The following is a 26266-nucleotide window of genomic DNA, read 5'->3' on the forward strand; positions in this document are numbered from 1 at the left end:
ATGCATGAACCACGCCTGAACCATGTGCAATGCCTGGACACCCAGGGCCTGCACCGCATGGCCTACTGGGAGTGGGGCGACCCGGCGAACCCGAAGGTGCTGGTCTGTGTGCACGGTCTTTCGCGGCAAGGGCGTGACTTCGACACGCTCGCCCAGGCGATGTGCGACGAGTACCGTGTCGTCTGTCCGGACGTCGTGGGTCGCGGCGAGTCTGACCGGCTGGCAGATCCGTCCGGATACCAGATCCCCGCCTATGCGGCGGACATGGTCACCCTGCTGGCCCGGCTGAACGCCGGCACCGTGCACTGGGTGGGCACCTCGATGGGCGGTTTGATCGGGCTCGTGGTGGGCGCGCTCAAGAACTCGCCGATCTCTCGCCTGGTGCTCAACGACGTGGGGCCGGTGGTCGAGCTCGACGCTCTCGCACGCATCGGCACCTACCTCGGCGCTCCGTCGCGCTGGAAGAGCCTGGAAGAAGCGGCCGACGCGCTCTGGGCCATCTCGCAGGGCTTCGGGCCGCACACCCGAGAGCAGTGGCTCGCGCTGACGCGGCCGATGATCAAGCCAGATGGCGATGGGTTCGTTCCGCATTACGACCTCAACATCGCGGTGCCTTTCCGCGGCCTCACGCCTGAGATCGTCAAGGCCGGTGAAGCGCAGATCTGGGCGATGTACGACAGCCTGCGCTGCCGCGTGCTGCTGCTGCGCGGGGCAGAGTCCGACCTGCTGTCACCCGCCACGGCCAAGTCGATGACCGAGCGCGGCCCCAGGGCGGAGCTGCGCGAGTTCGCCGGCGTGGGCCACGCGCCGATGCTCCATGCGGCCGACCAGGTCGCGGCGGTGCGGGAGTTCCTTCTCCGCCCATGAAGCGCGCATGAAGACCGGTCCGTCGGACGGCCGCGTGCCGGCTGCCGCCATCGTCCAGCTCGCCGACGTCGACCCCGACGACACCCGCGAGGCCGAGGTTTCGCAACTCGCCCGGGCCCGTGCGTTCGCCGAGCCGCTGCTCAGTGGGCAGGTGCTCGACACGGGCGAGGACGCGTTCACGCACGCAGAAGGCGTGGCCGGCATCCTGCTAGGCATCGGCGCGGCGCCGTCCATGGGCGCGGCGGCCTACCTCGTCTACGCCGGCGACTACCTGTCCAAGCCGGACGAGATGGTCAGCAAGGCCTTCGGGCCGTCGTATGCCGGCCTTGTGACCCACACGCGCAAGCTGGTGCAGATCCAGCGCGCGGCGCGTGAAGCGAAGGTGCAGGACGAAAAGCGCGCCGAGCAGACGGAGCGTGTCCGCAAGATGCTGCTGGCGTTTTCGCGCGACCTGCGAGTCGTGCTGCTGCGCCTGGCCTCGCGCCTGCAGACGTTGCGGCACTACGCGCTCAGCAAGCAGCCGTGCCCGGTGCTGCTCGCGCGCGAGTCGATGCAGGTGTTTGCGCCGCTCGCCAACCGGCTGGGCATCTGGCAGATCAAGTGGGAGCTGGAAGACCTGGCCTTCCGCTTCCTCGAGCCCGAGTCGTACCGCATGGTGGCCAAGCTGCTCGACGAGAAGCGGGTCGAGCGGGAGCAGGGCGTCGAGGCGTTTCGCCTGCGGCTGAGCGAAGAGCTTGCGCGTGCCGGGCTCAAGGCCGAGGTGCAGGGCCGGCCCAAGCACCTCTACAGCATCTGGAAGAAGATGCGCGGCAAGGGACTGGACATCGACCATGTGTTCGACGTGCGCGCCGTGCGCGTGATCGTGGGCGACGTGCGCGACTGCTACGCCGTGCTGAGCCGCGTGCACGAGGTCTGGCGGCCGGTGGCGGGCGAGTTCGACGACTACATCGCCAAGCCCAAGCCCAACGGCTACCAGTCGCTGCACACCGTGGTGCTGGACGCGCTGGAGCGGCCGGTCGAAGTGCAGATCCGCACGCGTGCCATGCATGAGCATGCGGAGCACGGCGTGGCGGCACATTGGGCCTACAAGGAGGCCGGGGCGAAGGGCTATGCGGGTGTCAGTGCCGCGGGTGACTTCGACGCCCAGGTGGCCGAGGCGCGCAAGGCCGTGCTGCGCCAGCTGCTCGCGTGGGAGCGCGACTTCGTCGAGGCGGGTGAGGATGCCGAGCTCAAGGAAGGTGTCTTCGACGACCGCATCTACGTCTTCACGCCGCAGGCGGCGGTGATCGAGTTGCCCGTCGGTGCGACGCCCATCGACTTCGCCTATGCGGTGCACACCAACCTGGGCCATCGCTGCCGTGGCGCCAAGATCGACGGCGTGATGGTGCCGCTCAACACCGCGCTGCAGAGCGGCCAGACGGTCGAAGTGAACACGATCAAGGAAGGCGGGCCGTCGCTCGACTGGCTCAACCCCGAGCTCGGCTACCTGCAGAGCCAGCGCTCAAAGGCGAAGGTGCGCGCCTGGTTCAACGCGCTGGCGCTGCAAGACACCATCGCGCGGGGGCGAGAAGCAGTGGAGAAGCTGCTGCAGCGCGAAGGCCGCACGGCGATGAAGCTCGATGACCTGGCCACGCAGCTCGGCTTTCGCAATGCCGATGCCTTGTTCGAGGTGGTCGGCAAGGACGAGTTTTCGCTGCGCAACATCGAGAACCTGCTGCGCCCCGCCGAACCGGCGCCGCCAGCGGATGACACCATCACGCTGCGCAAGCCGCAGGCCGATGCGGCGGGCAAGGGTGGGGTGCTGGTGGTGGGCGTGGAAAGCCTGCTCACGAGCCTGGCCCGCTGCTGCCGCCCCGCGCCGCCCGACGCCATCAGCGGCTATGTGACGCGCGGCAAGGGCGTGGCCATCCATCGGAGCGACTGCATCAACTTCCGCCAGATGGCCGCACGCACGCCGGAGCGCGTCATCAGCGTGGCCTGGGGCGCGCCGCGTGGCGACAAGCCGGCGCTGTACCCCGTGGACGTGCTGGTGGAAGCGGCCGACCGGCAGGGCCTGCTGCGCGACATCTCCGAAATCTTTGCCAAGGACAAGATGAACGTGACCGGCGTCAGCACGCAGACGATCAAGGGCCCCCTCGGCCTCACCGCATGGATGACCTTCACCGTGGAGGTGGCCGACTCGGCGCGGCTTGCGCAGGTGCTGGCGACGGTGGCGAGAATTCCCGGTGTGCGTGGCGCCCGTCGCAAATGACGGCCTTTGGGCGGGCCAAGACCAGTGCTATAGTCACGGGCTCGGGCGATTAGCTCAGTGGTAGAGCGCCTCTTTGACGTGGAGGATGTCGGGAGTTCGACCCTCTCATCGCCCACCAAACACGTCAGACCTGAAGAGCCCGTTCCGCAAGGAACGGGCTCTTTCCTTTTGGGCCCAGGAGCTTGCGCATGGAAATGACGCCTCGCCGCCAGCAGATGATCGACGCGCACGTGGCCGAGACCCGCGCGCTGATGGCCGACTACGCCTTCCAGCTCAACGACCTGGTGCGGTTTGCACTTTCTGCTGCACAGGACAAGCCGCTCAAGGTCTACTACCCGATGGACCCGGTCAACGAGGCCATCCGCAACTGGCGCGGTCTGAGCCAGAAGCTGGCGCGGTTGGCCGCAGAGGTCGAAGCCACGACGCAGCGCCTGGGCGTCCAGCCGTTCGACCCTGAAGCACCGGCGGCCGGCGACCCACCGCAGCGCTGAAACGCGGGCGGGAAAACCCTCCGCAGGGTGAAGGGGTGGCCTCCTAGAATCTTTTCGCACACCTGCACACTGGATTGACAGGAGTTTTCTGAATGGCCTCATCCCGCCGCGCTTCGACCACCGACGACGGCAGCGCCGAGAGCACCAGCCAGCGCATTCTCAAGAAGTACCCCAACCGCCGCCTGTACGACACCCGGACCAGCAGCTACATCACGCTGGCCGACGTGAAGAAGATGGTGCTCGACGGCGAAGACTTCGTGGTGCGGGACGCCAAGACGAGCGACGACCTCACCCGCAGCATCCTGCTGCAGATCATCCTGGAGGAAGAGACCGGCGGCGTGCCGATGTTCTCGTCACAGATGCTGGCGCAGATCATCCGGTTCTACGGGCACGCCATGCAGGGCATGATGGGTTCCTACCTCGAGAAGAACCTCCAGACCTTCACCGACATCCAGAAGAACCTGGCCGAGCAGTCCAAGGGGCTGTACGACGCCAACATGATGAACCCCGAGGTCTGGACGCAATTCCTCAACGGCCAGGCCCCCGGCGTGCAGAACCTGATGGGCAACTACCTCGAGCAGTCGAAGAACATGTTCGAGAAGATGCAGGAGCAGATGGCCAAGCAGGCCGAGACCTTCTTCCCTGGGATGCCCGGTTTCGGCGGCCCCAAGCGCTGACCCGGCTGTCGTTTCGGGGGAAAATCCCCGGATGACAGAAGACACCCTCGCCACGCCGCCAGGCGTGGCCCCCAAGATCGGATTCGTCTCCCTCGGCTGCCCCAAGGCGCTGACCGACTCCGAACTCATCCTCACCCAGCTGCGCGCCGAGGGATACGACACCTCCAAGACCTTCGCGGGGGCCGACCTCGTGATCGTCAATACCTGCGGCTTCATCGACGATGCGGTGAAGGAAAGCCTCGACACCATCGGCGAGGCGCTGGCCGAGAACGGCAAGGTGATCGTGACCGGCTGCCTCGGTGCGAAGGCGGGCGACGGCGGCGGCAACCTGGTCCAGCAGATGCACCCGAGCGTACTGGCCGTGACCGGGCCGCATGCGACGAACGAGGTGATGGACGCCGTGCACAAGCACGTGCCCAAGCCCCACGACCCCTTCGTCGACCTGGTGCCGGCGCAGGGCGTGAAGCTCACGCCCAAGCACTACGCGTACCTGAAGATCAGCGAGGGCTGCAACCACCGCTGCAGCTTCTGCATCATCCCGAGCATGCGCGGCGACCTGGTGTCGCGGCCCATCGGCGACGTGCTTTCGGAGGCGCAGCGCCTCTTCGAAGCCGGCGTGAAGGAACTGCTCGTCATCAGCCAGGACACGAGCGCCTACGGCGTCGACGTGAAGTACCGCACCGGCTTCTGGGATGGCAAGCCGGTCAAGACCCGCATGCTCGACCTGTGCGAGAACCTCGGTGCGCTGGCGCAGCAACATGGCGCGTGGGTGCGGCTGCACTACGTCTACCCGTACCCGCACGTCGACGAGGTGCTGCCACTGATGGCCGAGGGCCTGATCCTGCCGTACCTCGACGTGCCGTTCCAGCACTCCCACCCCGACGTGCTCAAGCGCATGAAACGCCCGGCCAACGGCGAGAAAAACCTCGACCGGCTGCTGCGCTGGCGCGAAGCCTGCCCCGAGCTCGTGGTGCGCAGCACCTTCATCGCCGGCTTCCCCGGCGAGACCGAGGCCGAGTTCGAGCACCTGCTCAACTTCATGCGCGAGGCGCAGATCGACCGCGCCGGCTGTTTCGCCTATTCCCCGGTCGAAGGCGCAACAGCCAACGAGCTGCCGAACGCGGTGCCCGTCGAAGTGCGCGAGGAGCGCCGCGCACGCTTCATGGCCGTGGCCGAGGAAGTCTCGGCTGTCAAGCTGCGTCGCCGCGTCGGTGCGACGATGCAGGTGCTCGTGGATTCCGCACCGGCCATGGGCAAGAAGGGGGGTGTGGGCCGCAGCTATGCCGACGCGCCCGAGATCGACGGCACCGTGCAGTTGCTCGCGCCGCAGAAGCTGTCGAAGACGCTGAAGGTGGGCGAGTTCACGCAGGCCCGAATCGTCGACACGCGCGGCCACGACCTGGTTGCGCAACCGATCTGAGCTCATGAGCCAGGACAAGCGCACCCAGCTGATCCACCACGCTTATGTGCCGCCGGAGGGCTTCGGCGGCGTCGCACCGGGCGTCCACAAGGCCTCGACGGTCCTCTTTCCGAATGTCGCGGCCCTGCAGGCGCGCAACTGGCGCTCCAAGTCCGGCTACACCTACGGCCTGCACGGCACGCCGACCACCTTCACGCTGGAAGAGCGCATTGCCACGCTGGAGGGCGGTCTGCAGACGCTGCTGGTGCCCAGCGGGCTCGCCGCGATCACCTTGGTGGACATGGCGCTCCTGAGGCAGGGCGACGAGGTGCTGATCCCTGACAACGCCTACGGTCCCAACAAGGAGCTGGCCCGCAACGAGTTGGCGGGCTGGGGCATCACGCACCGCTTCTACGATCCGATGGACGCGCGCGGCTTGGCTGCGCTGATCGGCCCGCACACAAAGCTGCTCTGGCTCGAAGCGGCAGGCTCGGTGACGATGGAGTTTCCGGATCTGCCAGCGCTGGTGAAGGTGGCACGCGAGCATGGCCTCACCGTGGCGCTCGACAACACCTGGGGCGCTGGCATTGCGTTCGACCCGTTCGAATTGACCCACGAAGGCGAGCCGCTGGGTGTCGACGTTTCCGTGCAGGCGCTGACGAAGTACCCCTCGGGTGGCGGCGACGTGCTGATGGGGTCGGCCACCACCCGTGACGAAGCCTTGCACTTGAAGCTCAAGTTCTGCCACATGCGCATGGGGTGGGGCGTGGGTGGCAACGATGTCGAACTCGTGCTGCGCTCGCTGCCGTCGCTCGCCCTGCGCTACGAGGCCCAGGATGCGGCCGCGCGCACGCTGGCTGCCTGGTGGTCACAGCGGCGGGAGGTGGTGCAGGTGCTGCATCCGGCCTTGCCCGGCTCGCCCGGGCATGAATGCTGGAAACGCCTGTGCACGCGCGCTGCGGGGCTGTTCTCGGTGGTGTTCAACGAGCGCTACAGCCCCGAGCAGGTGTTTGCCTTCATCGACGCGTTGCGCGTCTTCAAGATTGGCTATTCGTGGGCCGGCCCGGTGAGCCTGGCAGTGCCGTACAACCTGAAGATCATGCGCGACGTGCCGGCCTACAGCGGGACGCTGGTGCGCTTCTCGATCGGCCTGGAGGCCGCTGCAGACCTCATCCACGACTGCCAGCAGGCGCTGCAGGCCCTCGGGCCCTGAGGGATCATTCCTTCGGGCCTGACGAGACCTTGTGCCGCATCAAGCGGCCTTTCTCCCGGTCCCAATCACGCTTCTTCTCGGTGTTGCGCTTGTCGTGCTCGGCCTTGCCCTTGGCAAGCGCAATCTCCGCTTTCACGCGCCCGCCCTTGTAGTGCAGGTCGAGCGGTACGAGGGTGAAGCCTTTCTGTTCCACCTTGCCGATCAGGCGCTTGATCTCGGCCTTGTGCATCAGGAGTTTCTTCGTCCGGTCGGCCTCAGGGTGCACATGGGTCGACGCGCTGCGCAGGGCGTTGATGCGGCAGCCGATCAGGTACAGCTCGCCATCACGGATCATCACGTAGCCGTCGGTCAGCTGCACCTGGCCGGCGCGGATGGCCTTGATCTCCCAGCCCTGCAGGACCATGCCCGCCTCGTACTTCTCTTCGAGGTGGTAGTCGAAACGGGCGCGGCGGTTTTCGGCAATGGACATGGGGCACAGGTGGGGCGAGAGGCCCTCAATACAATCCCTGGATTCTATGAAGCAGGTTCGGAAGTCCGTTCTCCTCACGTATTCAGCCCCCGAGATGTATGCGCTGGTCGTGGACATCCCGTCGTACCCGAAGTTCTTGCCGTGGTGCGAGAAGGCTGAGGTGCTGTCGCGTGACGACGCGGGAATGACAGCGAGGCTGCACCTCGCCTATGGGGGCCTGCGCCATGCCTTCACCACGCGCAACACGCACGTGGTCGACAGCAGCGTCACGGTGTCGCTGGTCGACGGGCCGTTCTCGGTGCTCGACGGCTCCTGGCGCTTCGTGCCCCTTACGCTGCCCGGCGCGCAGCCCGCATCGGCCTGCAAGATCGAGTTTGAGTTGCGCTATGCGTTTTCGAACCGGCCGCTCGAGATGGTGCTGAGCCCGGTGTTCGACAAGGTCGCCAACACCTTCGTCGACGCGTTCGTGAAGCGCGCGGCACAGGTCTATGGCGAACGCTGAGCCGCTGGCGATCGAGCTGGCCTACAGCCCGAAGCCGGGGAAGGTGGAGCGCTGGGCGCTGAGGCTTCCAGCGGGCAGCCGTGTCGAGGATGCCATCCTGCAGAGTGGCGTGCTCACCGTGCATCCCGAGCTGGTGCTCGAGACGCTGTCAGTCGGTGTGTGGGGTGCGCTGCGCGCACTGGACCATCCGTTGCGCGACCGCGATCGCGTCGAGGTGTACCGGCCGCTCAAGGTCGACCCGAAGGAAGCGCGGCGCTTGCGATACCGCAGCCACCGCGCCAAGCAGGCGCGCTGAGGCAACCTTACTTGCACTCGCTCGCGATGATGTCGCGGGTGCGCTTCGCTTCTTCGGCGCGGCCCTTGTCGTCGAGGATCTCGCGCTCGCCCTTTTCGTTCATGCGGGCCATGCGCATGCCTTCATCAAGCGCACGCAGGTTGGCCTTGGCGCGCTGGCAGTTGTCGGCCCGGGCGACTTTCTGCTTTTCTTCCTCGGCACGGCGCTTGGCCGCGTCTTCCTCGGCCGCCTTGCGGCGCTTGGCTTCTAGTTCGGTCTCGACCCCCTTGGGCTGCCCGCCCTCGGGCGCCGATGCGGCCGAAGCAGCCATGGCGGCAGCGGCTGCCTGGGCGCTGTTGGCAGCGAAGGGCGGCGGCTTGCGAGCCGCGGCGCCGCTTGGGCGCTGAAGGATCTCGGACTCGCTCACGTTCGGCGGCGGCGGCAGGTCGCTGTATTGCACGCGACCGGATTTGTCTTTCCATTTCCATTGGGCTGCCGCCGGCTGGCTCAGACCAATGGCAAACAGGGCTGCAGCGGTCATGGCTGCGAGCCGAACAATGCGAGGCGAACGAGCGAGTGTCATCCTGAAAGTGTAGTCCTGCGAAACCTCCCTAACGCCCGACGAGGCGTCTCGGTACGGCCTTTGTCGCCAATGGTTTCAATGACGCCGCGGATTCCGTGAACTATTGCCGCGGACCGGGCCAAGTCGGCGTTGCAACGAGGCCGCGAGGCGCCGGGCGAGGCGATCGCCCGGGCGTCCGTATAATTCGCTTTTGCGTCAGGAGCTTCCTCATGCGCCTTCTCGGCAAAGCGCTCACCTTCGACGATGTGTTGTTGGTGCCGGCGTTCTCCCAGGTGTTGCCGCGCGACACCTCGCTCTCCACCCACCTCTCCCGCAACATCCGCCTGAACCTGCCCCTGGTGTCCGCCGCCATGGACACGGTGACGGAGGCGCGGCTCGCCATTGCCATCGCCCAGGAGGGCGGCATCGGCATCGTGCACAAGAACCTGTCGCCCAAGCAGCAGGCGGCCGAGGTGGCGCGGGTCAAGCGCTACGAGTCGGGCGTGCTCCGTGACCCGATCACCATCGCGCCCCGGGTGCCGGTGCGCGACGTGATCAACCTGTCGCGCCAGCACGGCATCTCCGGCTTCCCGGTCGTCGACGAAGGCAAGGTGGTCGGCATCGTGACCGGCCGAGATTTGCGCTTCGAGACGCGCATGGACATTCCGGTCAGCGAGATCATGACGCCGCGCGAGCGGCTCATCACCGTGGGCGAAAACGCGACGCTCGCCGAGGCGAAGACGCTGATGCACAAGCACAAGCTGGAGCGTGTGCTGGTCGTCAACGACGCCTTCGAGCTGCGCGGCCTCTACACGGTGAAGGACATCACCAAGCAGACCAACTTCCCCAATGCCGCGCGTGATGCGCAAGGCAAGCTGCGTGTCGGCGCGGCGGTCGGCGTGGGCGAGGGCACCGAGGAGCGCGTCGAGTTGCTGGTCAAGGCCGGTGTCGATGCCCTGGTGGTCGACACCGCCCACGGCCACAGCGCCGGCGTCATCGAGCGCGTGCGCTGGGTCAAGCAGAACTATCCGCAGGTCGACGTGATCGGCGGCAACATCGCCACCGGCGCGGCGGCATTGGCGCTCGTCGAAGCGGGTGCCGATGGCGTGAAGGTCGGCATCGGCCCCGGCTCCATCTGCACCACCCGCATCGTGGCCGGCGTGGGCGTGCCGCAGATCACCGCGATCGACAACGTGGCCAAGGCACTTGCCGGCACCGGCGTGCCGCTGATCGCCGACGGTGGCATCCGCTACTCCGGTGACATCGCCAAGGCCATCGCCGCCGGCGCCCACGCGGTGATGATGGGCGGCATGTTCGCCGGCACGGAAGAGGCGCCGGGCGAGATCGTGCTGTTCCAGGGCCGCAGCTACAAGAGCTACCGTGGCATGGGCTCCATCGGCGCGATGCAGCAGGGCTCGGCCGACCGTTATTTCCAGGACAACACTGGCGCCAACCCCAACGCCGACAAGCTCGTGCCGGAAGGCATCGAGGGCCGCGTGCCGTACAAGGGTTCGCTCGTCAGCATCATCTTCCAGATGGCCGGTGGCATCCGGGCTTCGATGGGCTACTGCGGTTGCGCGACCATCGACGACATGCGCAACAAGGCCGAGTTCGTCGAGATCACCTCGGCGGGCATTCGTGAGAGCCACGTGCACGACGTGCAGATCACCAAAGAAGCGCCCAACTACCGCATGGAATGAGGGCGGCAACGCCCTCTGGAAGATGAGTCTGAACACGACCGAAGTCGCCGCGGCCCGCCCCGCGGCGATGCGCTTCATCTTGCTGACGGTCCTGATCGACATGGTGTCGATCGGCTTGATCATCCCCGTGCTGCCCGAGCTGGTCGGGCGCTTCACCAGCGATCGCGCCGAGCAGGCCTTCTGGTTCGGCGCGATCATGTTCACCTTCGGCGTGGCGAACTTCTTCTGCGCACCGATCCTCGGAGCGCTGTCGGATCGCTATGGCCGCCGCCCGGTGCTACTGCTCGGCTTCTGCGGCTTCGCGTTCAGCTACTTCGGCACGGCCCTGGCCGCGACACTGGGGCAACTCGTCGCGATCCGCCTCGTGAGCGGCGCGTTGCAGGCCAATGTCAGCGTGGCCAACGCCTACGTGGCCGACATCACCGCCCCCGAAGACCGCGCCCGGCGCTTCGGCCAGATGGGCGCGATGTTCGGACTCGGCTTCATCCTCGGCCCGGTGATGGGCGGGCTGCTGGGTGACATCGACATCCACCTGCCGTTCTATGCCTCGGGCGTGCTCGCGCTGCTCAACCTGGTCTACGGCTACTTCGTCTTGCCCGAATCGCTGGCGCAGGCGAACCGCAAGCCGGTGACCTGGGGCGCGCTCAACCCCATCCAGTCGTTGACGCAACTCACCCGCCTTGAAGGCGTGGGCCTGCTCGTGCTGGTGGTGGCCTTCGGCGCGCTGACCGATTCCATCCTGCGCAGCAGCTGGGTGCTCTACACCGGCTTTCGCTTCGGTTGGGGGCCGATGGAAAACGGCTGGTCGCTGTTCGCCGTGGGCGTGCTGTCGGTGCTGGTGCAGGGCGTCTTGCTCAAGCGCCTGCTGGGGCGCTTCGGCGCGCGCCGGTTGGCCACGATCGGCCTCCTTTCCGCGAGCGTCTGCTACGCGCTGTGGGCGCTCTCCACGCAAGGCTGGATGATGTACGTGGTGATGGGCCTGAACCTCTTTGGCTTCACCGTGCAGGCGTCGATCCAGTCGCTGGTGTCGAACGCGGCCGATGCCACCACGCAGGGCCGCACCATGGGCGCGGTGGCGGCGCTGACGAGCCTGATGTACGTCATCGGCCCGGTGATCGGCACCTCGCTGCTGGGCGCCGTGTCGCACCTGCCGGCGGGCGACTGGCGCGCCGGCGCGCCGTTCTTCTTCTGCGCCATCCTGATGGCCTCGTCCACGGCGGTCGCGCTGTGGCACTTCTCGCGCCGGCCGCCCGAGCTGGCGCCACAACCGAACGTCTGAGCCCCACCGACAGAGCTTCACCATGCACGACAAGATTCTCATCCTCGACTTCGGCTCCCAGGTCACGCAGCTCATCGCGCGCCGAGTGCGCGAGGCGCATGTCTACAGCGAGATCCATCCCAACGACGTCAGCAACGAGTTCATCCGCGAATTCAAGCCGAAGGGGATCATCCTCTCCGGCAGCCACGCGAGCACGTACGAAGACCACGAACTGCGCGCCCCGCAAGCCGTGTGGGACCTGGGCGTGCCGGTGCTGGGCATCTGCTACGGCATGTTCACGATGACGGTGCAGCAGGGTGGCGAGGTCGAGGCCAGTACGCACCGCGAGTTCGGCTATGCCGAGGTTCGCGCGCATGGCCACACCAGGCTGCTGCAGGGCATCGAGGACTTCTCCACCACCGAAGGCCACGGCATGCTCAAGGTGTGGATGAGCCACGGCGACAAGGTCACCAAGCTGCCGCCCGGCTTCAAGCTGATGGCCTCGACCCCGAGCTGCCCGATCGCCGGCATGGCCGACGAGTCGCGCGGCTACTACGGCGTGCAGTTCCACCCCGAGGTCACGCACACCGTGCAGGGCCGCGAGCTGCTCAACCGCTTCGTGCTCGACATCTGCGGCGCCAAGGCCGACTGGGTGATGGGCCACTACATCGATGAAGCCGTGGCGCGCATCCGCGAGCAGGTGGGCGACGAAGAGGTGATCCTCGGCCTCTCGGGCGGTGTCGATTCGAGCGTGGCCGCGGCGCTGATCCACCGCGCCATCGGCGACCAGCTCACCTGCGTGTTCGTCGACCACGGCCTCTTGCGCCTGAACGAAGGCGACATGGTGATGGACATGTTCGCCGGCAAGCTGCACGCGAAGGTCATCCGCGTCGATGCCAGCGAGCTGTTCCTCGGCGAACTGGCCGGCAAGCCCGAGCCCGAGCAGAAGCGCAAGATCATCGGCAAGCTCTTCGTCGACGTCTTCAAGGCCGAAGCCGAGAAGCTCAAGGCCAGCGGTGGCGGGCACAAGGGTGCGACCTTCCTGGCGCAAGGCACGATCTACCCCGACGTGGTGGAAAGCGGCGGCACCAAGACCAAGAAGGCCACCACGATCAAGAGCCACCACAACGTGGGCGGCCTGCCCGAGCAGCTGGGCCTGAAGCTGCTGGAGCCGTTGCGCGAGCTCTTCAAGGACGAAGTGCGCGAGCTGGGCGTGGCGCTCGGCCTGCCGCACGACATGGTCTACCGCCATCCGTTCCCCGGCCCCGGCCTCGGCGTGCGCATCCTCGGCGAAGTGAAGAAGGAATACGCCGACCTGCTGCGCCGCGCCGACGCGATCTTCATCGAGGAACTGCGCAACTTCCGCGACGAGCCGAGCGGCAAGACCTGGTACGACCTGACGAGCCAGGCCTTCACCGTCTTCCTGCCGGTCAAGAGCGTGGGCGTGATGGGCGACGGCCGCACCTACGACTACGTGGTGGCGCTGCGCGCGGTGCAGACCAGCGACTTCATGACCGCCGACTGGGCCGAACTGCCGTATGCGCTGCTCAAGAAGGTGTCGGGCCGCATCATCAACGAGGTGCGCGGCATCAACCGCGTGACCTACGACGTCTCGAGCAAGCCGCCCGCGACCATCGAGTGGGAATGAGCCAAGATCGTCCAGCGGTGTCTTAGGTCATCCCAGAACAATCCGATTTCGCTGTGCGGACAAGGACTTAGCGTCCAGAGTCGTCCCAGCCGATCTCGCGACGTCCCAGGCGTCCTGACGGTTGATTTGGCGGTATCCGAGCACCTACGCTAGCAGGTCCTCGGCGATACCGTCAGCCCTCGTGACGGTATCGCGATCCTGCGTCGTGCAAAGTATCGGAGCCTTCATGGACACCTCGACAGATCGCGCCCGCAGCGGGCACGCGAGCGCCAAAGCTCGCCAAGGTTTGACGGAAGCCAAGCTGCGCGACCTTCAGCCTCGTGAGCGGCCGTACAAAGTCGCCGACGGTGGCAATGGCCTGTACGTCGTCGTTTCGCCAAGCGGCAGTAGGTCATTCCGCTACGACTACCGGCTGGGTGGCCGGCGGGAAACCTTGACCATCGGCCGCCACGAGCCGGTGGCGCGTCACGCGCAGCGTTCCCACTTGGCCTACGGCATGGATTTGACGCTGGAGGAAGCGCGCCTTCTTCTGGCGCGGGCGCGTGTCGATGTCAGTTCCGGCCGCTCGCCGGCTCGTGCCAAGGTCGAGCAGCGCAGCGAGGTCGCGGATGCCTTGAGCTTCGGACGGTGGGCAACTCGGTACTTCGAGTTCAAGTCCGACTCCAAGAGCGGCGGCGAGCGGCTGGCCGACAGCACCCTTGCGTTGCGCAAGTCGATTTACAACCGTATCCTCGCCGGCCCGTTCGCGAAGCTGAACCTCAATGAGATCAAACCGGTCGCGCTGGCTGAGTTGCTTGATCGCGTGAAGAGCGAACGCGGGCCTGGTCCTGCCGTGCACGCCAGGGAACTGGTGTTGCAGGTTTACCGATTCGCCACCGGCAAAGGCGTCGAGGTCAGCAATCCTGCCGAAGCGCTCGCCCGCAAGGCCTACGCGACCTTCATGCCCCGCGAGCGCAACCTCAGTCGCCACGAGATCAAGGCCTTGCTCGATGCGCTGGAGCAGACCGGTACCGCCCCGACGTTGAGACTGGCGGTCCGGTTCATGCTGCTGACGGGTGTTCGCAAGGGCGAGTTTGTTGGGGCCACCTGGTCGGAAGTGGATTGGGAACGGGCGCAGTGGTTGATCCCGGCCGAGCGAATGAAGGCCGGCAAGTCGCACACGGTCTACCTAGCGGAGCAGGCGCTCGACATCCTGACGACGCTCAGGACCTGCTTCCCGTCGAGCAAGCACCTCCATCCGAGCCGCTATGACTCTGTCGAGCCTCTCAGCCAGGCCACGCTTAACCGGACGATCACCGCGGCGGTGGACCGAATCAATGAGGACCGAAAGCCAGACCAGGAGCGTTTTCTGCCGGTCTCCGTCCACGACCTCCGTCGGACGTTTTCTTCACGGCTCAACGACGCTCTTTTTCCGGAGGTTCTAATTGAAGCCTCCCTTGCGCACCAGAAAAAGGATCAGGTTGCGGCCGCATACAACCACGCGCGCCTGTCGGGGCCGAGGCGCGCACTCATGCAGGCGTGGGCCAACATGTTGGACTGCTGGATGCGGGGCGAGACCGCGAGCCAGGCGGTCGCCCGAGGCAGGGCCATGATCGACGAGGCCTCCAGCGACGAGCAGGACATGGACCTGTAGACGTCGCTGGCGCCGCGGCTATGGTTGTCGCAATGCGGACGTCCCGAGCAGAAACTGCGCGCTTTGCCCCCCTCTCGCCAATGACCGGCCGCGTAGGCCGTTCAGGCGAAAATCGCACAGAACACTCGACAGTGCGTCTTACGTCCGGCATAGAGGACGGCCTCGCAATGCGTGCGTCATTCAAACTGCGTCGTCGAATGTCCGCTTTCGCTGTCACCGATCAAGAGGACTTCGCACCCCGATGCCCGGCTGCTTCATGACGTGCGTGTAGATCATCGTTGTCGCGACGTCCTTGTGGCCAAGCAGCACCTGCACAGTGCGGATGTCAGTTCCGGACTCCAACAGATGCGTGGCGAAAGAATGCCGGAAGGTATGCGGCGTGACTGGGCGAAGAATCTGTGCTGTCCGTGCGGCCTGAGAGATGGCTCGTTGCAGTGTCTTCGGGTGAGCGTGATGACGTACCTGCTGACCTGTGTAAGGACTCGTGCAAACGCGACCGGAAGGGAAGACGAACTGCCACGCCCACTGCAAGCCCGCCCTCGGGTACTTGCGCTCAAGGGCATACGGCAATGCGACTCGACCGAACCCGCCACGCAAGTCTTGCTCATGCAACGTTCTTACCCGTGCAAGGTGATCCTGGAGCGGGCCGCTCAACGAGTCCGGTAGGACGGTGATTCGATCCCGGCCGCCCTTGGCGTCGCGAATCACAAGCTGACGTCGCTCAAAGGCCACGTCCTTGACGCGTAGGCCCAGGCACTCCAAGAGGCGCAGTCCCGCACCGTACAGAAGTGAAGCCATCAGCCAGCGTGACCCCTCCAAGGCCCCCAACACTCGCCTCACCTCAGTTTCCGTGAGAACCGTGGGCAGCCGGGCAGGGCGCTTCGCGCGCTCCAGATTGTCCAACCATGGCAGAGGTGCACTCAAGACATGGCGGTACAGGAACAGCAATGACGACAGTGCTTGATTCTGCGTCGAGGCGGCGACCTTTTCATGGCGAGCCAAGTGGCTGAGGAACGCATCGACCTGCTCCGGCCCCATGTCCGCGGGGTGTCGCTTCCCGTGAAACAAGATAAAGCGGCGGATCCATCCCACGTAGACCTTCTCCGTCCTCAGGCTGTAGTGACGACGGCGCAAGCAGTCACGCACCTGATCCAGCAGGCGTGGCTTGAGGACGAGTTCGCACTGCGCTGCAGGGATAGACGATTCGGACAAAGTGCTCTCCAATGTGGGCACCGGGACGTTCCGGCACCGACGATTGAAGGGCAGGGGGAACACATTGAGGGCAAAAGACTTTTTGAGCGCCGGGTGGATAACGTCGCTTTGCAAAGCGACATTTCGGCCGTCTACTTCTCGTTAGAGCGCACTATGGATGACGCAGGCGTAGTCGGGCTAGTCACCGCATACGAGCACTCACTAGCGGCAGGAATCTCCGTGGCAATGCGAGAACCACGCCTGATCAACGAACGCACTTCACTCGGGGAAACAGCGCTTCACCTCCTAGTGCTAAGCGAGTCAAACAGTGCAATCGTTTCCATATTGGAGTTGGGAGCACAAGTAAACGTCGTTTGCCGCATGGGTGAAACACCATTGTGTTTCGCTGCTTCACATGGGGAAGCTGAAACGGTGAAGATTCTGCTAGGCGCCGGAGCAGCACTCAAAGTAGACGGCCAACTTGAACCTACGTTGCACAAGGCCGCACGAAGCGGAAACGTAGAAGTCGCCCGCCTTCTGATCGATGCAGGTGCAGACGTCAACGAACAGGCCAATTTCGCAGAGGCTCCAATTCACATAGCCGCGGAAGAGGGTCATTTGGAAATGATTAAGTTGCTTTTAGCCAGAGGCGCAGACAGTCAGCTCAAAAGCACTTTTGGTGGCACGGCACTAGATGTGGCACAAGCTGCAGGCAAGGAGGCGTGTGTTGCACTACTTGCTTCAAGACACTGAGTCGCAGTGCGGCGCGGTGCGCTCTAACCCTTCCATCGAGAGGACGCTGCCCGGCAAGCCGGTCAGCGCCTCTCATGTCAAACGTTAGGCGCCGCAGGAGGCAGTCCACCGTGCATCATTCAAAGATCAGCCACGATTGGCCCAATCCTCTGCGGTGGTTCCTATGCCAGGACCTCGTTCATTTCGCACCGTGGCACTTCTTCACAGAGCCAGATCAGTTTGCTTTCGCTGCTCGAGCCTTTGCACGGGAAGATGTGAGTCGCGGTCAAGTCTTGGTATTCGCACAGCGCCAAGACTGCGATGATTTCGCGGGGTTGGAGATTCAGGATGGAAAGGTGATGAATCGCGTCATTTGCTTCCACCCGGTATTCGATTCAGGGTCGAGCGAGTCACCACGAACCTGGAATATCGTGTCCGAGACATTCGATGACGTCTTTGACTTTGTTGCCAATCGCGTCGTCGTCGATATGAAAGACTGGGCATCAATCGAAGATGCACGAGACCTCGATGGCGGCGCCTAACCCTTCCATCGAGAGGACGCTGCCCGGCAAGCCGGTCAGCGCCTCTCATGTCAAACGTTAGGCCTCAACAAATGCGCCGCAACATCCTCTCTGTCTTTGCACTTGCCGGCCTGTCCTTCGCTGGCGGGTCGGCTCTTGCCTCCAAACCGCAGCGAAGAATTGACAAGCGCCTTCTTGGCACTTGGAAGTCTGACAAGGAGCGAACCATCGAACGGTGGCGATACGAAAGGCCGCTAGACAGCGTGCAACGAGAGAAGTTCGAAAGCATCTTCGGCAAGCTTGTACTTCGAGTCACGGAAACGCATTACTACGGCACCTTTGACGAAGACAAGTTTTCTGGTCAGTACACGGTTCTAGCATCTGACGAACGGTCTGTCTGCATCTCTCACAAACTCGCCGGCACCCAAGAGTTGAAGCAGTACTTTTTTGAGGGGAACCACATGTATGTACTCGTCGGCTACAACATCGAGTTCTTCAAGCGAGTTGAGGCCTAACCCTTCCATCGAGAGGACATGCCCCGGCAAGCCGGGTCATGCCTCTCATGTCAAACGTTAGGCGTCGCAGACATTGCGCCGTTGCGTTGCTTCAATACACTGGCGAAATGACCTCCTCTGCTGACCAACGCCTTCGAGACCTAGGCCTAGTGCTGCCCGCAGTCACCAAGCCACGCGGCAACTTCCGGTCATACGTAGTCTCAGGCCCGATGTTGTACTTGTCGGGTAAGGGCGCGCCACTGCGGGAAGACGGACACCCCGTCCCCAAGGTGGGACAAGAGATCACTGTTGAGCAGGCACGAGCCTATGCACAAGAAGTGGGTCTATACCTTCTTGCCAGCATCAAAGATGCCCTGGGGGATCTTGATCGAGTAAGCCGAGTGGTCAAGGTCTTTGGCATGGTCAATGCGCACCCGGACTTCACCTCTCACACCGAGGTCATCAACGGCTGCTCTGATCTTCTGGTTTCGGTCTTTGGCGAGAAAGGTGAGCACGCTAGGTCCGCCATCGGCGTTGGCTCTCTCCCCAAAGGTTTCGCGGTTGAAATTGAGGCGGTCGTTGAGTTCTCGTAAGGCAGCGACGCCTAACCCTTCCATCGAGAGGACGCTTTCCGGCCTACGGCCTCCAAGCGCCTCTCATGTCAAACGTTAGGCGCTTGAAGATGCTCCGCAAGATTCTCTCAGTGATGCTCTTCGCCGCGTTCCCGGCGGCCGCCAGTGCTCAGACCTGGGCCATTGCGACATCGAAGCACTCCTCTGAAGACAAGGCAATCGTCTTTCGGTATCTAGACGAACCTCCGCCAAAGCAGAATCGCGAGACTTTTCCAGTTCGCGTAGTTGTCGTTTGGCGCTATCAAGGTAACAAAGGAATGCCCGTCACGCCGGAGCGCGAGCGCATGGAAAGGTTCGAAGACCTTCTTGAGCCAACTGTCGAAAAATCAGGGCTTGCAGCGCTGGTCCTCGTATCCACGGGAAACGGCAGTCGCGAGTGGACCTACTACACAAAGTCGGAAGAGCAATTCTTTACAGCACTCAATCGAGCACTTGCAGGTGAGAAGAAGTTTCCGGTCGAAATACACGTTGGCGCTGATCCGACTTGGAGCACATACGAGAGATTCAGGAAGCAGGTGCGCAAGTGAGACAAGCGCCTAACCCTTCCATCGAGAGGACGTCACAAGGGCTACGCCCTTGCGCCGCCTCTCATGTCAAACGTTAGGCGCTTGAAGATGCTCCGCAAGATTCTCTCAGTGATGCTCTTCGCCGCGTTCCCGGCGGCCGCCAGTGCTCAGACCTGGGCCATTGCGACATCGAAGCACTCCTCTGAAGACAAGGCAATCGTCTTTCGGTATCTAGACGAACCTCCGCCAAAGCAGAATCGCGAGACTTTTCCAGTTCGCGTAGTTGTCGTTTGGCGCTATCAAGGTAACAAAGGAATGCCCGTCACGCCGGAGCGCGAGCGCATGGAAAGGTTCGAAGACCTTCTTGAGCCAACTGTCGAAAAATCAGGGCTTGCAGCGCTGGTCCTCGTATCCACGGGAAACGGCAGTCGCGAGTGGACCTACTACACAAAGTCGGAAGAGCAATTCTTTACAGCACTCAATCGAGCACTTGCAGGTGAGAAGAAGTTTCCGGTCGAAATACACGTTGGCGCTGATCCGACTTGGAGCACATACGAGAGATTCAGGAAGCAGGTGCGCAAGTGAGACAAGCGCCTAACCCTTCCATCGAGAGGACGTCACAAGGGCTACGCCCTTGCGCCGCCTCTCATGTCAAACGTTAGGCGTCGTCAGTCCACTCATGAACCGCCCGCGCATCAATCAACCGTCTGACTTGAGGTTCGTCGATGGATCACTTAGAGACGTATACGTCTTCAACACCACCATCGAGGACTGGGAGACGCTAATCGCGTTTGCGCGAGCGCACAAGCATGAATACACAAAAGATGGTGTGGTCGCCGTGTTGCCAAACGCCAAAGCTCTCCTTGGCGATCGAGAACATTCTCACTTGTTATCCGTGCAGGCCGGCAATGTCTCGATCAACTGCCACTTCTTCATCCTCGAAGAGATTGAGTTGGACATAGATCCAAGAGAGATAGCAGGACCGGAAGAACATGCTTGTGTCCTGCGGTTCATTGAGCAGTTGGCAGAGGCCACTCAAAAAGATGTCGTCATTACCGCTGAGAACAGTCCCGATGCCGCGCTTCTTCGCTATGTGCATCTCCGTCATGTCTGGCATATCTATGAGCTTGGCGCACACAACGACGCCTAACCCCTCCATCGAGAGGACTCGCCCCGGCAAGCCGGGTCGAGCCTCTCATGTCAAACGTTAGGCGCCATCAGAGCGTGTACTTTTCATATGCGAACCCCAGTCATCGTTGCTTCGATCTCACTACTATTTGGTGGTTGCAACGCAGCGGTAAGCGCCAACCCTGATGACTACTACGCTCCGAAGCTCCTCTCGGATGAAAAGCTTTTGACTTTTGTTATCCCGGTCGAGATCGACGAGAGAGCGGGAAAGAAGTCTTTCGTCAAGCTCTTTGAACTCTATGGCTTCAGCGGCAACGGCCCTTCCATCGAGCAAGTCGTTAAGCACAACGTGCCGCGAATCGCCGGGAGGTTCGATAGTGAAGGCGACGCGTTCGTCCTCATCGTCTCAAGTAGGTCTGACTTCGAGGCCACTCGAACAAAACTGAGATGCGTCGAAGATGTCAAATGCCTTTCCAATTGGCTTGCAGGGGCGAAATCCATCCTTCTTAAGGAGTAGGCGCGAATGCCGCCTAACCCTTCCATCGAGAGGACCAGTCCCGGCAAAGCCGGGCCTGGCCTCTCATGTCAAACGTTAGAGCGCACTATGGATGACGCGGGCTTAGTCGGGCTAGTCACCGCATACGAGCACTCACTAGAGGCAGGAATCTCCGTGGCAATGCGAGAACCACGCCTGATCAACGAGCGCACTTCACTCGGGGAAACAGCGCTTCACCTCCTAGTGCTAAGCGAGTCAAACAGCGCAATCGGTTCCATATTGGAGTTGGGAGCACAAGTAAACGTCGTTTGCCGCATGGGTGAAACACCATTGTGTTTCGCTGCTTCACATGGGCGAGCCGAAACCGAGAAGATTCTGCTAGGCGCCGGAGCAGCACTCAAGGTAGACGGCCAACTTGAACCTACGTTGCACAAGGCCGCACGAGGCGGAAACGTAGAGGTCGCTCGCCTTCTGATAGATGCAGGAGCAGACGTCAATGAACAGGCCGACTTCGCAGAGGCTCCAATTCACATAGCCGCGGAAGAGGGTCATTCAGAAATGATCAAGTTGCTCCTAGCCAGAGGCGCAGACAGCCAACTCAAAAGCACCTTTGGCGGCACGGCACTAGATGTGGCGCAAGCTGCAGGCAAGGAGGCGTGCGTTGCACTACTTGCGTCAAGACACTGAGTCGCAGTGCGGCGCGGTGCGCTCTAACCCTTCCATCGAGAGGACGTCACAAGGGCTACGCCCTTGTGCCGCCTCTCATGTCAAACGTTAGGCGGCACCGAAACAGCCCATGCTTAGAACATCGCGTCTTTGGAAAGCTGCTTATGTTTGGGTGGCCTCTCTTCTGCTTGGAGTTGGCGCAATGGCTCCGCTCGCGTCGCGTTCATCGATTCTCTTCGTAGGCTGTGTAGCCGCCGCTATGGCATCGCTGGCCACCTTTGTGTTCTGGCGCCGCGCGTCGAATCGTTTAAATGCACAAAGGGAACTAGATCGGTTCAACGAAGCAATTTCGGACTCTGATGATGCTTAGCTGTAGAGCGGTCGTGCATACAACACGCCCGACTGCTTTCCCGGTGCTGACTGTTCGTGGTTCATTGGCTAGCCGACCCGCACGCCCGGGACCATCCGACTCACGCCGCGAGCCGAAGCGGCCCAAACTCAAACGCCGGCTAAAGTTTCTCCTCCGGCGGCGCCGTTCTACACCGGCCGAAGCGCCGCCTAACCCTTCCATCGAGAGGACGTCACAAGGGCTGCGCCCTTGCGCCGCCTCTCATGTCAAACGTTAGGCATCGCATGTCACTTCCATCGAACTTCATCGATTCCTTGCCATGCCCGCATCCGAAGGTGGTCTTTGAAAGACTTATCGAAGGCAAGAAGGCAAAGAGAGCAACTGTGTGGGCCTGGAAGAACGAAGTCAGCCCTGCGGACCTCTATTGCTACTTAGGCGCCCGATTCGGTCGCCCGAATGGGCCTCAAAATTTCTTTCGTGCGGATGACTCTGACAACCTCATTCACTGGGATTGGGTTCTTGATCATCCGGAAGGAGATCTGCACATCCTGGGAATGAACTTCAGAACGGAACTCTGGCTGAGCGGCGTACCAGATCTTTCTGAGGCCGCAAAGTTAGAGCTCGCGAGCGCAATAAAGGCTGACTTCAAGAACTATGGGCCTCAAATTGCAAAGGTTCGCGCATCACTTGAGAAATGGACTGAGTTTGCGAATCCGTATCAGCGCTTGAGCCGTTCGGTAGAGAAGATGCTGGCAGACATCCGCGGATTAGATCTAAAGCCAGAAACCGAGAAACTTCCTGACCCTACAAGCGCAGACGATCCGCCCATCGGGGACTGGTCAGAGATTCTGAGCCGCTACAGCAAAGGCCTCGGCCTCTGCTTTGGTGTTCGCTCCATGCTTCCAGTGATGGCAGAGGCCTATGTCAACTTTCTGCTCTTCATCCTCATGAGGGCTGAGTACAAGAGCGATGAACGCTTAAAGGAAAACGCTCTCCGTCAGCCCATCGATGTTCGAGTAAAGAGCCTACACATGACTTGCGTTGGCTTTGCAAGGCCCGTTGACTACGCAAGTGCCGAATGCAAGGCGTATCACAGCTTGGTGAACGAAAGAAATGATCTCTTGCATGGGAACGTCGTGCTTGAGAAGCTGCGATTCAATGAGGTCTACTTCCATGGCAAGGTGCCAGTCTTCAAGGAGTATCGAAGCATGTGGGAGCGATCAGTCGGGGTGGAAACTGGCGCGGTTGGGCTGCATCGCCTCGAGCAAGAAGTTCAGACCGTCAAGTCGTTTATTGGGTACCTAAGCACCTGCTTGGAGCCTGAGATCAAGAAGAAGATCGATTTCATGGCTGAAAAGCGAGAACTCGGGTGGAATCAGCAGACAGGCCGCGCTGGCGTTCTGTTCCCTGATCACCTCGTCGACATGCACATGTCGTTCAAGCAAGCCGCAGCAAGCGATGGTCCGCAAGGCAATGCCTAACCCTTCCATCGAGAGGACGCTTTCCGGCCTACGGCCTCCAAGCGCCTCTCATGTCAAACGTTAGGCGTCATGGACGATCTCGACTACGTCCTTCAAGTCATAGATCCTTGGCTCGACAAATACATTGAGCGCGGCGCAAGCTTTCTGCTTCCGCTCGAGGCCTTGGGAGTTGGCGTTTGGCTACTCGAAGCAGAAGTCAACAACGGCGGGTTCCATCAGTACTACTTCAACAGCCACGGTGCTCTCGCCGAGCAAACCGTTGAGGCGCTCGATGCAATCGGCGCTCACGAAACAGCTGCGATTCTTTCGGCGGCAAATATGGATGTCGGCGAACTTCCACTGCCGGACGAGGAAGGAGATCGAATAGCCAAGCTAGACGAAATCTCAATGTCCTCCAGATTCAGCGCCCTCGAAACTGAGTTCTTTGAGGAGCGCGAGGACAGAATTTCACTGCTTGCGGCCTACCTGAGGCGTGCACAGAATGACGCCTAACCCTTCCATCGAGAGGACTCGCCCCGGCAGGCCGGGTCGAGCCTCTCATGTCAAACGTTAGGCCGCAACAAGGAGCACCCACGCATGGCCGAGATGTCGAAATACTTCGTACCCAAAGACGATGCGCACTTGCTGGGTAAAGAGCGCGAAATTGCTGATGCGTTCTGGAACGTTGGACTATTCATCACCACCGAAGACCAGTTCATATATCAGCGAATCAAAGACTGCGAAAAGGAAGGCCGCCCTCCGCCTGAATCGCTTCACGACTTTACTTTCGCTGAAATGGGTCTCGGAGGCTCACCATCATTCGAACCAGTGCCAAACAGCATCAACGACTTAGCTTGCCCAAAATGCGGGAGCGATCTGCTCTCGGAAGCCTATGAAGAGTGGGAAGACGAGGACTCTGAAGTAGCTCTTCCACTACGAACAGTCACATGCCCAAGCTGCAATACACATTCAAAGTCTGCCGAGCTGAAATCTGAAGATCCGTTCACGTTCTCTCGCTTCTACCTCTGGGTTTCAGATATCGAATCCGAGGATTGGGATGAAAGCTTCAAGGCATCTGTTGAGAAAATCCTCGGCCCATGCCAAGAGATAACAGCCTGGGAAATATAACCTTGCACCCCCAGAAGCGCGGGTTGCCGCCTAACCCTTCCATCGAGAGGACCAGTCCCGGCAAGCCGGGCCTGGCCTCTCATGTCAAACGTTAGGCGTCGCAGTCACTTCGCGGAGATGTCGATGGGCGAGAAGCTGAGTCCAGCCGACCTGGAGCTGTACCAAAGAACTGATGAAGTCTTGCACAACGTATGGGACCCAATCGGAGTTGCCAATGCGCCGATGGCCAGGGACGAATATCACGGCTATCTTCCGCAAGTCTTTCGCCTTCTTAAAGAAGCGGCATCAGCCGAAGAAATTTCGACCTACTTGGAATCAATCGCAACCGAACGAATGGGCTTCAATGCCAATCCCCTGCAGGCAAGAGAGGTGGCCGAGTTGCTCCTAGAGTGGAAGGAAGTAGTTGATGCAAAGCACACCTCTAGCAGCGGTCGCAGCTAGAAAACTCGACTTTCGCTTCGTTTGGTGGTGCCATGCATAAAGCGCCGCCTAACCCTTCCATCGAGAGGACGTCACAAGGGCTACGCCCTTGCGCCGCCTCTCATGTAAAACGTTAGGCGGCACGAAAATGGCCAACCCGAGCCCACCCCCTTTCGATGAATCAGTTCCATGCTTCCGCGAGTTGGCCGATTGGCCAATTCAACCGAAACGCCCCGGCCGCATCGTCGAATTTGGACGGTATCGAGACGGCGGACCAAGAGGTGGAACCTTCTATGTAGTCCTGGCTGGAGTCAATGGAATAGACATTCCCTTGTTCTTCGATCGATTTCTGGGTCGGCTGTGCTATGGAAGCAAAGCAGAGAGCGGTTCTGATGCAGCCTTTCTCACGCGCGGAAGCAGGATCGAAAAAGAGGCGTTCGAACTGTTGGAATCAACCTCGCGAAGCTCAACCAAGTTCAAAGAAATACTTGATTGCCTTGGGCATGCCAGAACCTGGATTCCATAAGTCGACAAGTACGAATGCCTGTGCCACAAGTGCCGCCTAACCCTTCCATCGAGAGGACCCGCCCCGGCAAGCCGGGGCGGGCCTCTCATGTCAAACGTTAGGCGCTTAAGAGTGGAGAGCACATGAGCACAGGCAACAAAGGAGTGACCAAGCGAGCCTGGCTGTGGCTGGTTGTCGCCTCGCTCGTCGCCCCCGCAGCGTACGCGCTGATTCAGGGCTACTTGGCATTGCTCTTGGTTCCAGCATTGCAAGCGTTCAGCATCCATTCACAGAGCGGAAAGGAAGCAACTTTTCTGCTTTTCTCGGTTGTCGGTGCAGCACTGGCAGCGGTTCTGCTCAGCTTCCTGTTCACACTCTTAGCCAAGCAAGGGTCTGCACTTCTCGGCTTCCTACTGGGTGTCGCTACAGTCATTGCGCTCTTAGCGCTTCAGTCATCGTCAGTCGGTATCTCTGCCGCACGAGCAGCTGCTGAGTACGCAGTTTTCGTTTTAGTCTGCGCTGGTGTTTCTCACATGGTTGGGCGCAAGCATGTGCACGCAAGCGCCTAACCCTTCCATCGAGAGGACGTCACCCGGCAAGCCGGGTACCGCCTCTCATGTCAAACGTTAGGCGTCCATGAAGCGACTCATCCTGGCTCCGTTGTGTTTGGTTCTGTGCCTTACCGGGTGGCTCCTACTTTCGATGGCAGAAACGCATGCGTCCTACAAATGGGAGCGCGCTGCCTATCAACCGCCCGTGGAAGTTGACCTTGTCCGTAGCCCTGAACAAGGCGTCGGCACCCAGTCTTCCTATCGAGACTACCTATATCGGCACAGAGCTGAGATCAAGTGCCATCTCATGCCCTGCCTTACCGGGCGGCAAACCTGGGTATCGATGGCACCGGCTTATGCAATCCTGCTCGTGGTCATAGTCGGGCCGGCAATTGCTCTGTCAGTTTCTACACACCAATGGATCCGCATCGCTTGCCTACTGGTTACCGCCGCATTCGTTGGGCTCTCACTGGATGTATTCATTTCCTTTTCCGGAACTGACAGAAAGGGATGCGAGTCATGCGTGGGAGTAATGATCTTTCA

Annotated in this window: 29 protein-coding genes and 1 tRNA gene; 27 read left to right on the forward strand and 3 right to left on the reverse strand. The window is 61.8% G+C overall.

The window, feature by feature from the left end; genetic code table 11:
- The 7 genes from JI745_RS25990 to JI745_RS26020 all read left to right on the forward strand — a co-directional run bounded on the left by JI745_RS25990 (nt 1) and on the right by JI745_RS26020 (nt 6898).
- Nucleotides 1-867, forward strand: coding sequence for an alpha/beta fold hydrolase (locus tag JI745_RS25990; protein WP_201813418.1), 867 nt, complete (start codon nt 1-3; stop codon nt 865-867).
- Between the two features lie 7 nt (nt 868-874).
- On the forward strand, nt 875-3118 hold the full coding sequence (locus tag JI745_RS25995; protein WP_201813419.1) for a bifunctional (p)ppGpp synthetase/guanosine-3',5'-bis(diphosphate) 3'-pyrophosphohydrolase: 2244 nt from the start codon (nt 875-877) through the stop codon (nt 3116-3118).
- Between the two features lie 43 nt (nt 3119-3161).
- Nucleotides 3162-3236: transfer RNA gene (locus tag JI745_RS26000), tRNA-Val, on the forward strand.
- 70 nt (nt 3237-3306) lie between these two features.
- Nucleotides 3307-3609, forward strand: a complete 303-nt coding sequence (locus tag JI745_RS26005) for a hypothetical protein (protein ID WP_201813420.1) — start codon at nt 3307-3309, stop codon at nt 3607-3609.
- 92 nt (nt 3610-3701) lie between these two features.
- A complete protein-coding gene (gene phaR / locus JI745_RS26010; protein ID WP_201813421.1) occupies nt 3702-4286 on the forward strand; it encodes a polyhydroxyalkanoate synthesis repressor PhaR in 585 nt (194 codons plus the stop codon).
- Between the two features lie 31 nt (nt 4287-4317).
- The gene (gene rimO, locus JI745_RS26015) at nt 4318-5706 is read left to right on the forward strand and encodes a 30S ribosomal protein S12 methylthiotransferase RimO (RefSeq protein ID WP_201813422.1); all 1389 of its coding nucleotides are present in this window, start codon (nt 4318-4320) and stop codon (nt 5704-5706) included.
- Between the two features lie 4 nt (nt 5707-5710).
- On the forward strand, nt 5711-6898 hold the full coding sequence (locus JI745_RS26020; protein WP_201813423.1) for a PLP-dependent transferase: 1188 nt from the start codon (nt 5711-5713) through the stop codon (nt 6896-6898).
- 4 nt (nt 6899-6902) lie between these two features.
- On the opposite strand, the gene smpB is transcribed toward JI745_RS26020, so the two are convergent.
- Nucleotides 6903-7367 (reverse strand): SsrA-binding protein SmpB, encoded by a 465-nt coding sequence (gene smpB, locus JI745_RS26025; RefSeq protein WP_201813424.1) that lies wholly within the window; start codon nt 7365-7367, stop codon nt 6903-6905.
- A 46-nt stretch (nt 7368-7413) separates the two neighbouring features.
- On the opposite strand from smpB, the gene JI745_RS26030 reads away from it, so the two are divergent.
- Both JI745_RS26030 and JI745_RS26035 read left to right on the forward strand, forming a co-directional pair.
- The gene (locus tag JI745_RS26030; protein ID WP_201813425.1) at nt 7414-7869 is read left to right on the forward strand and encodes a type II toxin-antitoxin system RatA family toxin; all 456 of its coding nucleotides are present in this window, start codon (nt 7414-7416) and stop codon (nt 7867-7869) included.
- Nucleotides 7856-8164, forward strand: coding sequence for an RnfH family protein (locus JI745_RS26035; protein ID WP_201813426.1), 309 nt, complete (start codon nt 7856-7858; stop codon nt 8162-8164). The genes JI745_RS26030 and JI745_RS26035 overlap by 14 nt, the downstream gene beginning before the upstream one ends.
- Before the next feature lie 7 nt (nt 8165-8171).
- On the opposite strand, the gene JI745_RS26040 is transcribed toward JI745_RS26035, so the two are convergent.
- Entirely contained in the window at nt 8172-8684 is a 513-nt protein-coding gene (locus JI745_RS26040) for a DUF4124 domain-containing protein (RefSeq protein ID WP_236675447.1), read from the reverse strand.
- Between the two features lie 251 nt (nt 8685-8935).
- Here JI745_RS26040 and guaB point away from each other — a divergent pair, with 251 nt between their 5' ends.
- From guaB to JI745_RS26060, 4 genes are all read left to right on the forward strand, one after another.
- Nucleotides 8936-10405 carry an IMP dehydrogenase gene (gene guaB, locus JI745_RS26045; RefSeq protein WP_201813428.1) on the forward strand — a complete coding sequence of 490 codons (1470 nt, stop codon included), beginning with the start codon at nt 8936-8938 and terminating at the stop codon, nt 10403-10405.
- Nucleotides 10406-10427: 22 nt separating this feature from the next.
- Entirely contained in the window at nt 10428-11684 is a 1257-nt protein-coding gene (locus JI745_RS26050; RefSeq protein ID WP_236675448.1) for an MFS transporter, read from the forward strand.
- Between the two features lie 22 nt (nt 11685-11706).
- A complete protein-coding gene (gene guaA, locus JI745_RS26055) occupies nt 11707-13311 on the forward strand; it encodes a glutamine-hydrolyzing GMP synthase (RefSeq protein WP_201813429.1) in 1605 nt (534 codons plus the stop codon).
- Nucleotides 13312-13537: 226 nt separating this feature from the next.
- Entirely contained in the window at nt 13538-14944 is a 1407-nt protein-coding gene (locus tag JI745_RS26060; protein WP_201813430.1) for a site-specific integrase, read from the forward strand.
- Nucleotides 14945-15157: 213 nt separating this feature from the next.
- On the opposite strand, the gene JI745_RS26065 is transcribed toward JI745_RS26060, so the two are convergent.
- Nucleotides 15158-16141 (reverse strand): integron integrase, encoded by a 984-nt coding sequence (locus JI745_RS26065; protein WP_201813485.1) that lies wholly within the window; start codon nt 16139-16141, stop codon nt 15158-15160.
- 240 nt (nt 16142-16381) lie between these two features.
- Between JI745_RS26065 and JI745_RS26675 the strand changes: the two genes are divergently transcribed.
- The 14 genes from JI745_RS26675 (at nt 16382) to JI745_RS26135 (ending at nt 25741) form a co-directional block, all read left to right on the forward strand.
- Nucleotides 16382-16888, forward strand: a complete 507-nt coding sequence (locus JI745_RS26675) for an ankyrin repeat domain-containing protein (RefSeq protein ID WP_255545792.1) — start codon at nt 16382-16384, stop codon at nt 16886-16888.
- A gap of 110 nt (nt 16889-16998) precedes the next feature.
- Nucleotides 16999-17409 carry a hypothetical protein gene (locus tag JI745_RS26075; RefSeq protein WP_201813432.1) on the forward strand — a complete coding sequence of 137 codons (411 nt, stop codon included), beginning with the start codon at nt 16999-17001 and terminating at the stop codon, nt 17407-17409.
- A 71-nt stretch (nt 17410-17480) separates the two neighbouring features.
- Nucleotides 17481-17903, forward strand: a complete 423-nt coding sequence (locus JI745_RS26080; protein WP_201813433.1) for a hypothetical protein — start codon at nt 17481-17483, stop codon at nt 17901-17903.
- Nucleotides 17904-18010: 107 nt separating this feature from the next.
- Nucleotides 18011-18475: a RidA family protein gene (locus JI745_RS26085; RefSeq protein WP_201813434.1), complete on the forward strand. Its 465-nt coding sequence runs from the start codon at nt 18011-18013 to the stop codon at nt 18473-18475.
- Between the two features lie 89 nt (nt 18476-18564).
- A complete protein-coding gene (locus tag JI745_RS26090) occupies nt 18565-19041 on the forward strand; it encodes a DUF695 domain-containing protein (protein WP_201813435.1) in 477 nt (158 codons plus the stop codon).
- An 87-nt stretch (nt 19042-19128) separates the two neighbouring features.
- Nucleotides 19129-19605 (forward strand): DUF695 domain-containing protein, encoded by a 477-nt coding sequence (locus JI745_RS26095; RefSeq protein ID WP_201813435.1) that lies wholly within the window; start codon nt 19129-19131, stop codon nt 19603-19605.
- A gap of 94 nt (nt 19606-19699) precedes the next feature.
- Nucleotides 19700-20170: a hypothetical protein gene (locus tag JI745_RS26100; RefSeq protein WP_201813436.1), complete on the forward strand. Its 471-nt coding sequence runs from the start codon at nt 19700-19702 to the stop codon at nt 20168-20170.
- Between the two features lie 87 nt (nt 20171-20257).
- Entirely contained in the window at nt 20258-20665 is a 408-nt protein-coding gene (locus tag JI745_RS26105) for a hypothetical protein (RefSeq protein WP_201813437.1), read from the forward strand.
- A 159-nt stretch (nt 20666-20824) separates the two neighbouring features.
- The gene (locus JI745_RS26945; protein ID WP_404932868.1) at nt 20825-21331 is read left to right on the forward strand and encodes an ankyrin repeat domain-containing protein; all 507 of its coding nucleotides are present in this window, start codon (nt 20825-20827) and stop codon (nt 21329-21331) included.
- A gap of 612 nt (nt 21332-21943) precedes the next feature.
- Nucleotides 21944-23140 carry a hypothetical protein gene (locus tag JI745_RS26115; protein ID WP_201813439.1) on the forward strand — a complete coding sequence of 399 codons (1197 nt, stop codon included), beginning with the start codon at nt 21944-21946 and terminating at the stop codon, nt 23138-23140.
- A gap of 69 nt (nt 23141-23209) precedes the next feature.
- Nucleotides 23210-23632: a DUF4375 domain-containing protein gene (locus JI745_RS26120; RefSeq protein ID WP_201813440.1), complete on the forward strand. Its 423-nt coding sequence runs from the start codon at nt 23210-23212 to the stop codon at nt 23630-23632.
- Between the two features lie 84 nt (nt 23633-23716).
- On the forward strand, nt 23717-24247 hold the full coding sequence (locus JI745_RS26125) for a hypothetical protein (RefSeq protein WP_201813441.1): 531 nt from the start codon (nt 23717-23719) through the stop codon (nt 24245-24247).
- A gap of 123 nt (nt 24248-24370) precedes the next feature.
- Nucleotides 24371-24688 carry a hypothetical protein gene (locus tag JI745_RS26130; RefSeq protein ID WP_201813486.1) on the forward strand — a complete coding sequence of 106 codons (318 nt, stop codon included), beginning with the start codon at nt 24371-24373 and terminating at the stop codon, nt 24686-24688.
- A gap of 627 nt (nt 24689-25315) precedes the next feature.
- On the forward strand, nt 25316-25741 hold the full coding sequence (locus JI745_RS26135; protein ID WP_201813442.1) for a hypothetical protein: 426 nt from the start codon (nt 25316-25318) through the stop codon (nt 25739-25741).
- Nucleotides 25742-26266: the final 525 nt, after the last annotated feature.

Source organism: Piscinibacter sp. HJYY11 (assembly GCF_016735515.1).
In the GTDB taxonomy this organism is placed as follows: domain Bacteria; phylum Pseudomonadota; class Gammaproteobacteria; order Burkholderiales; family Burkholderiaceae_C; genus Rhizobacter.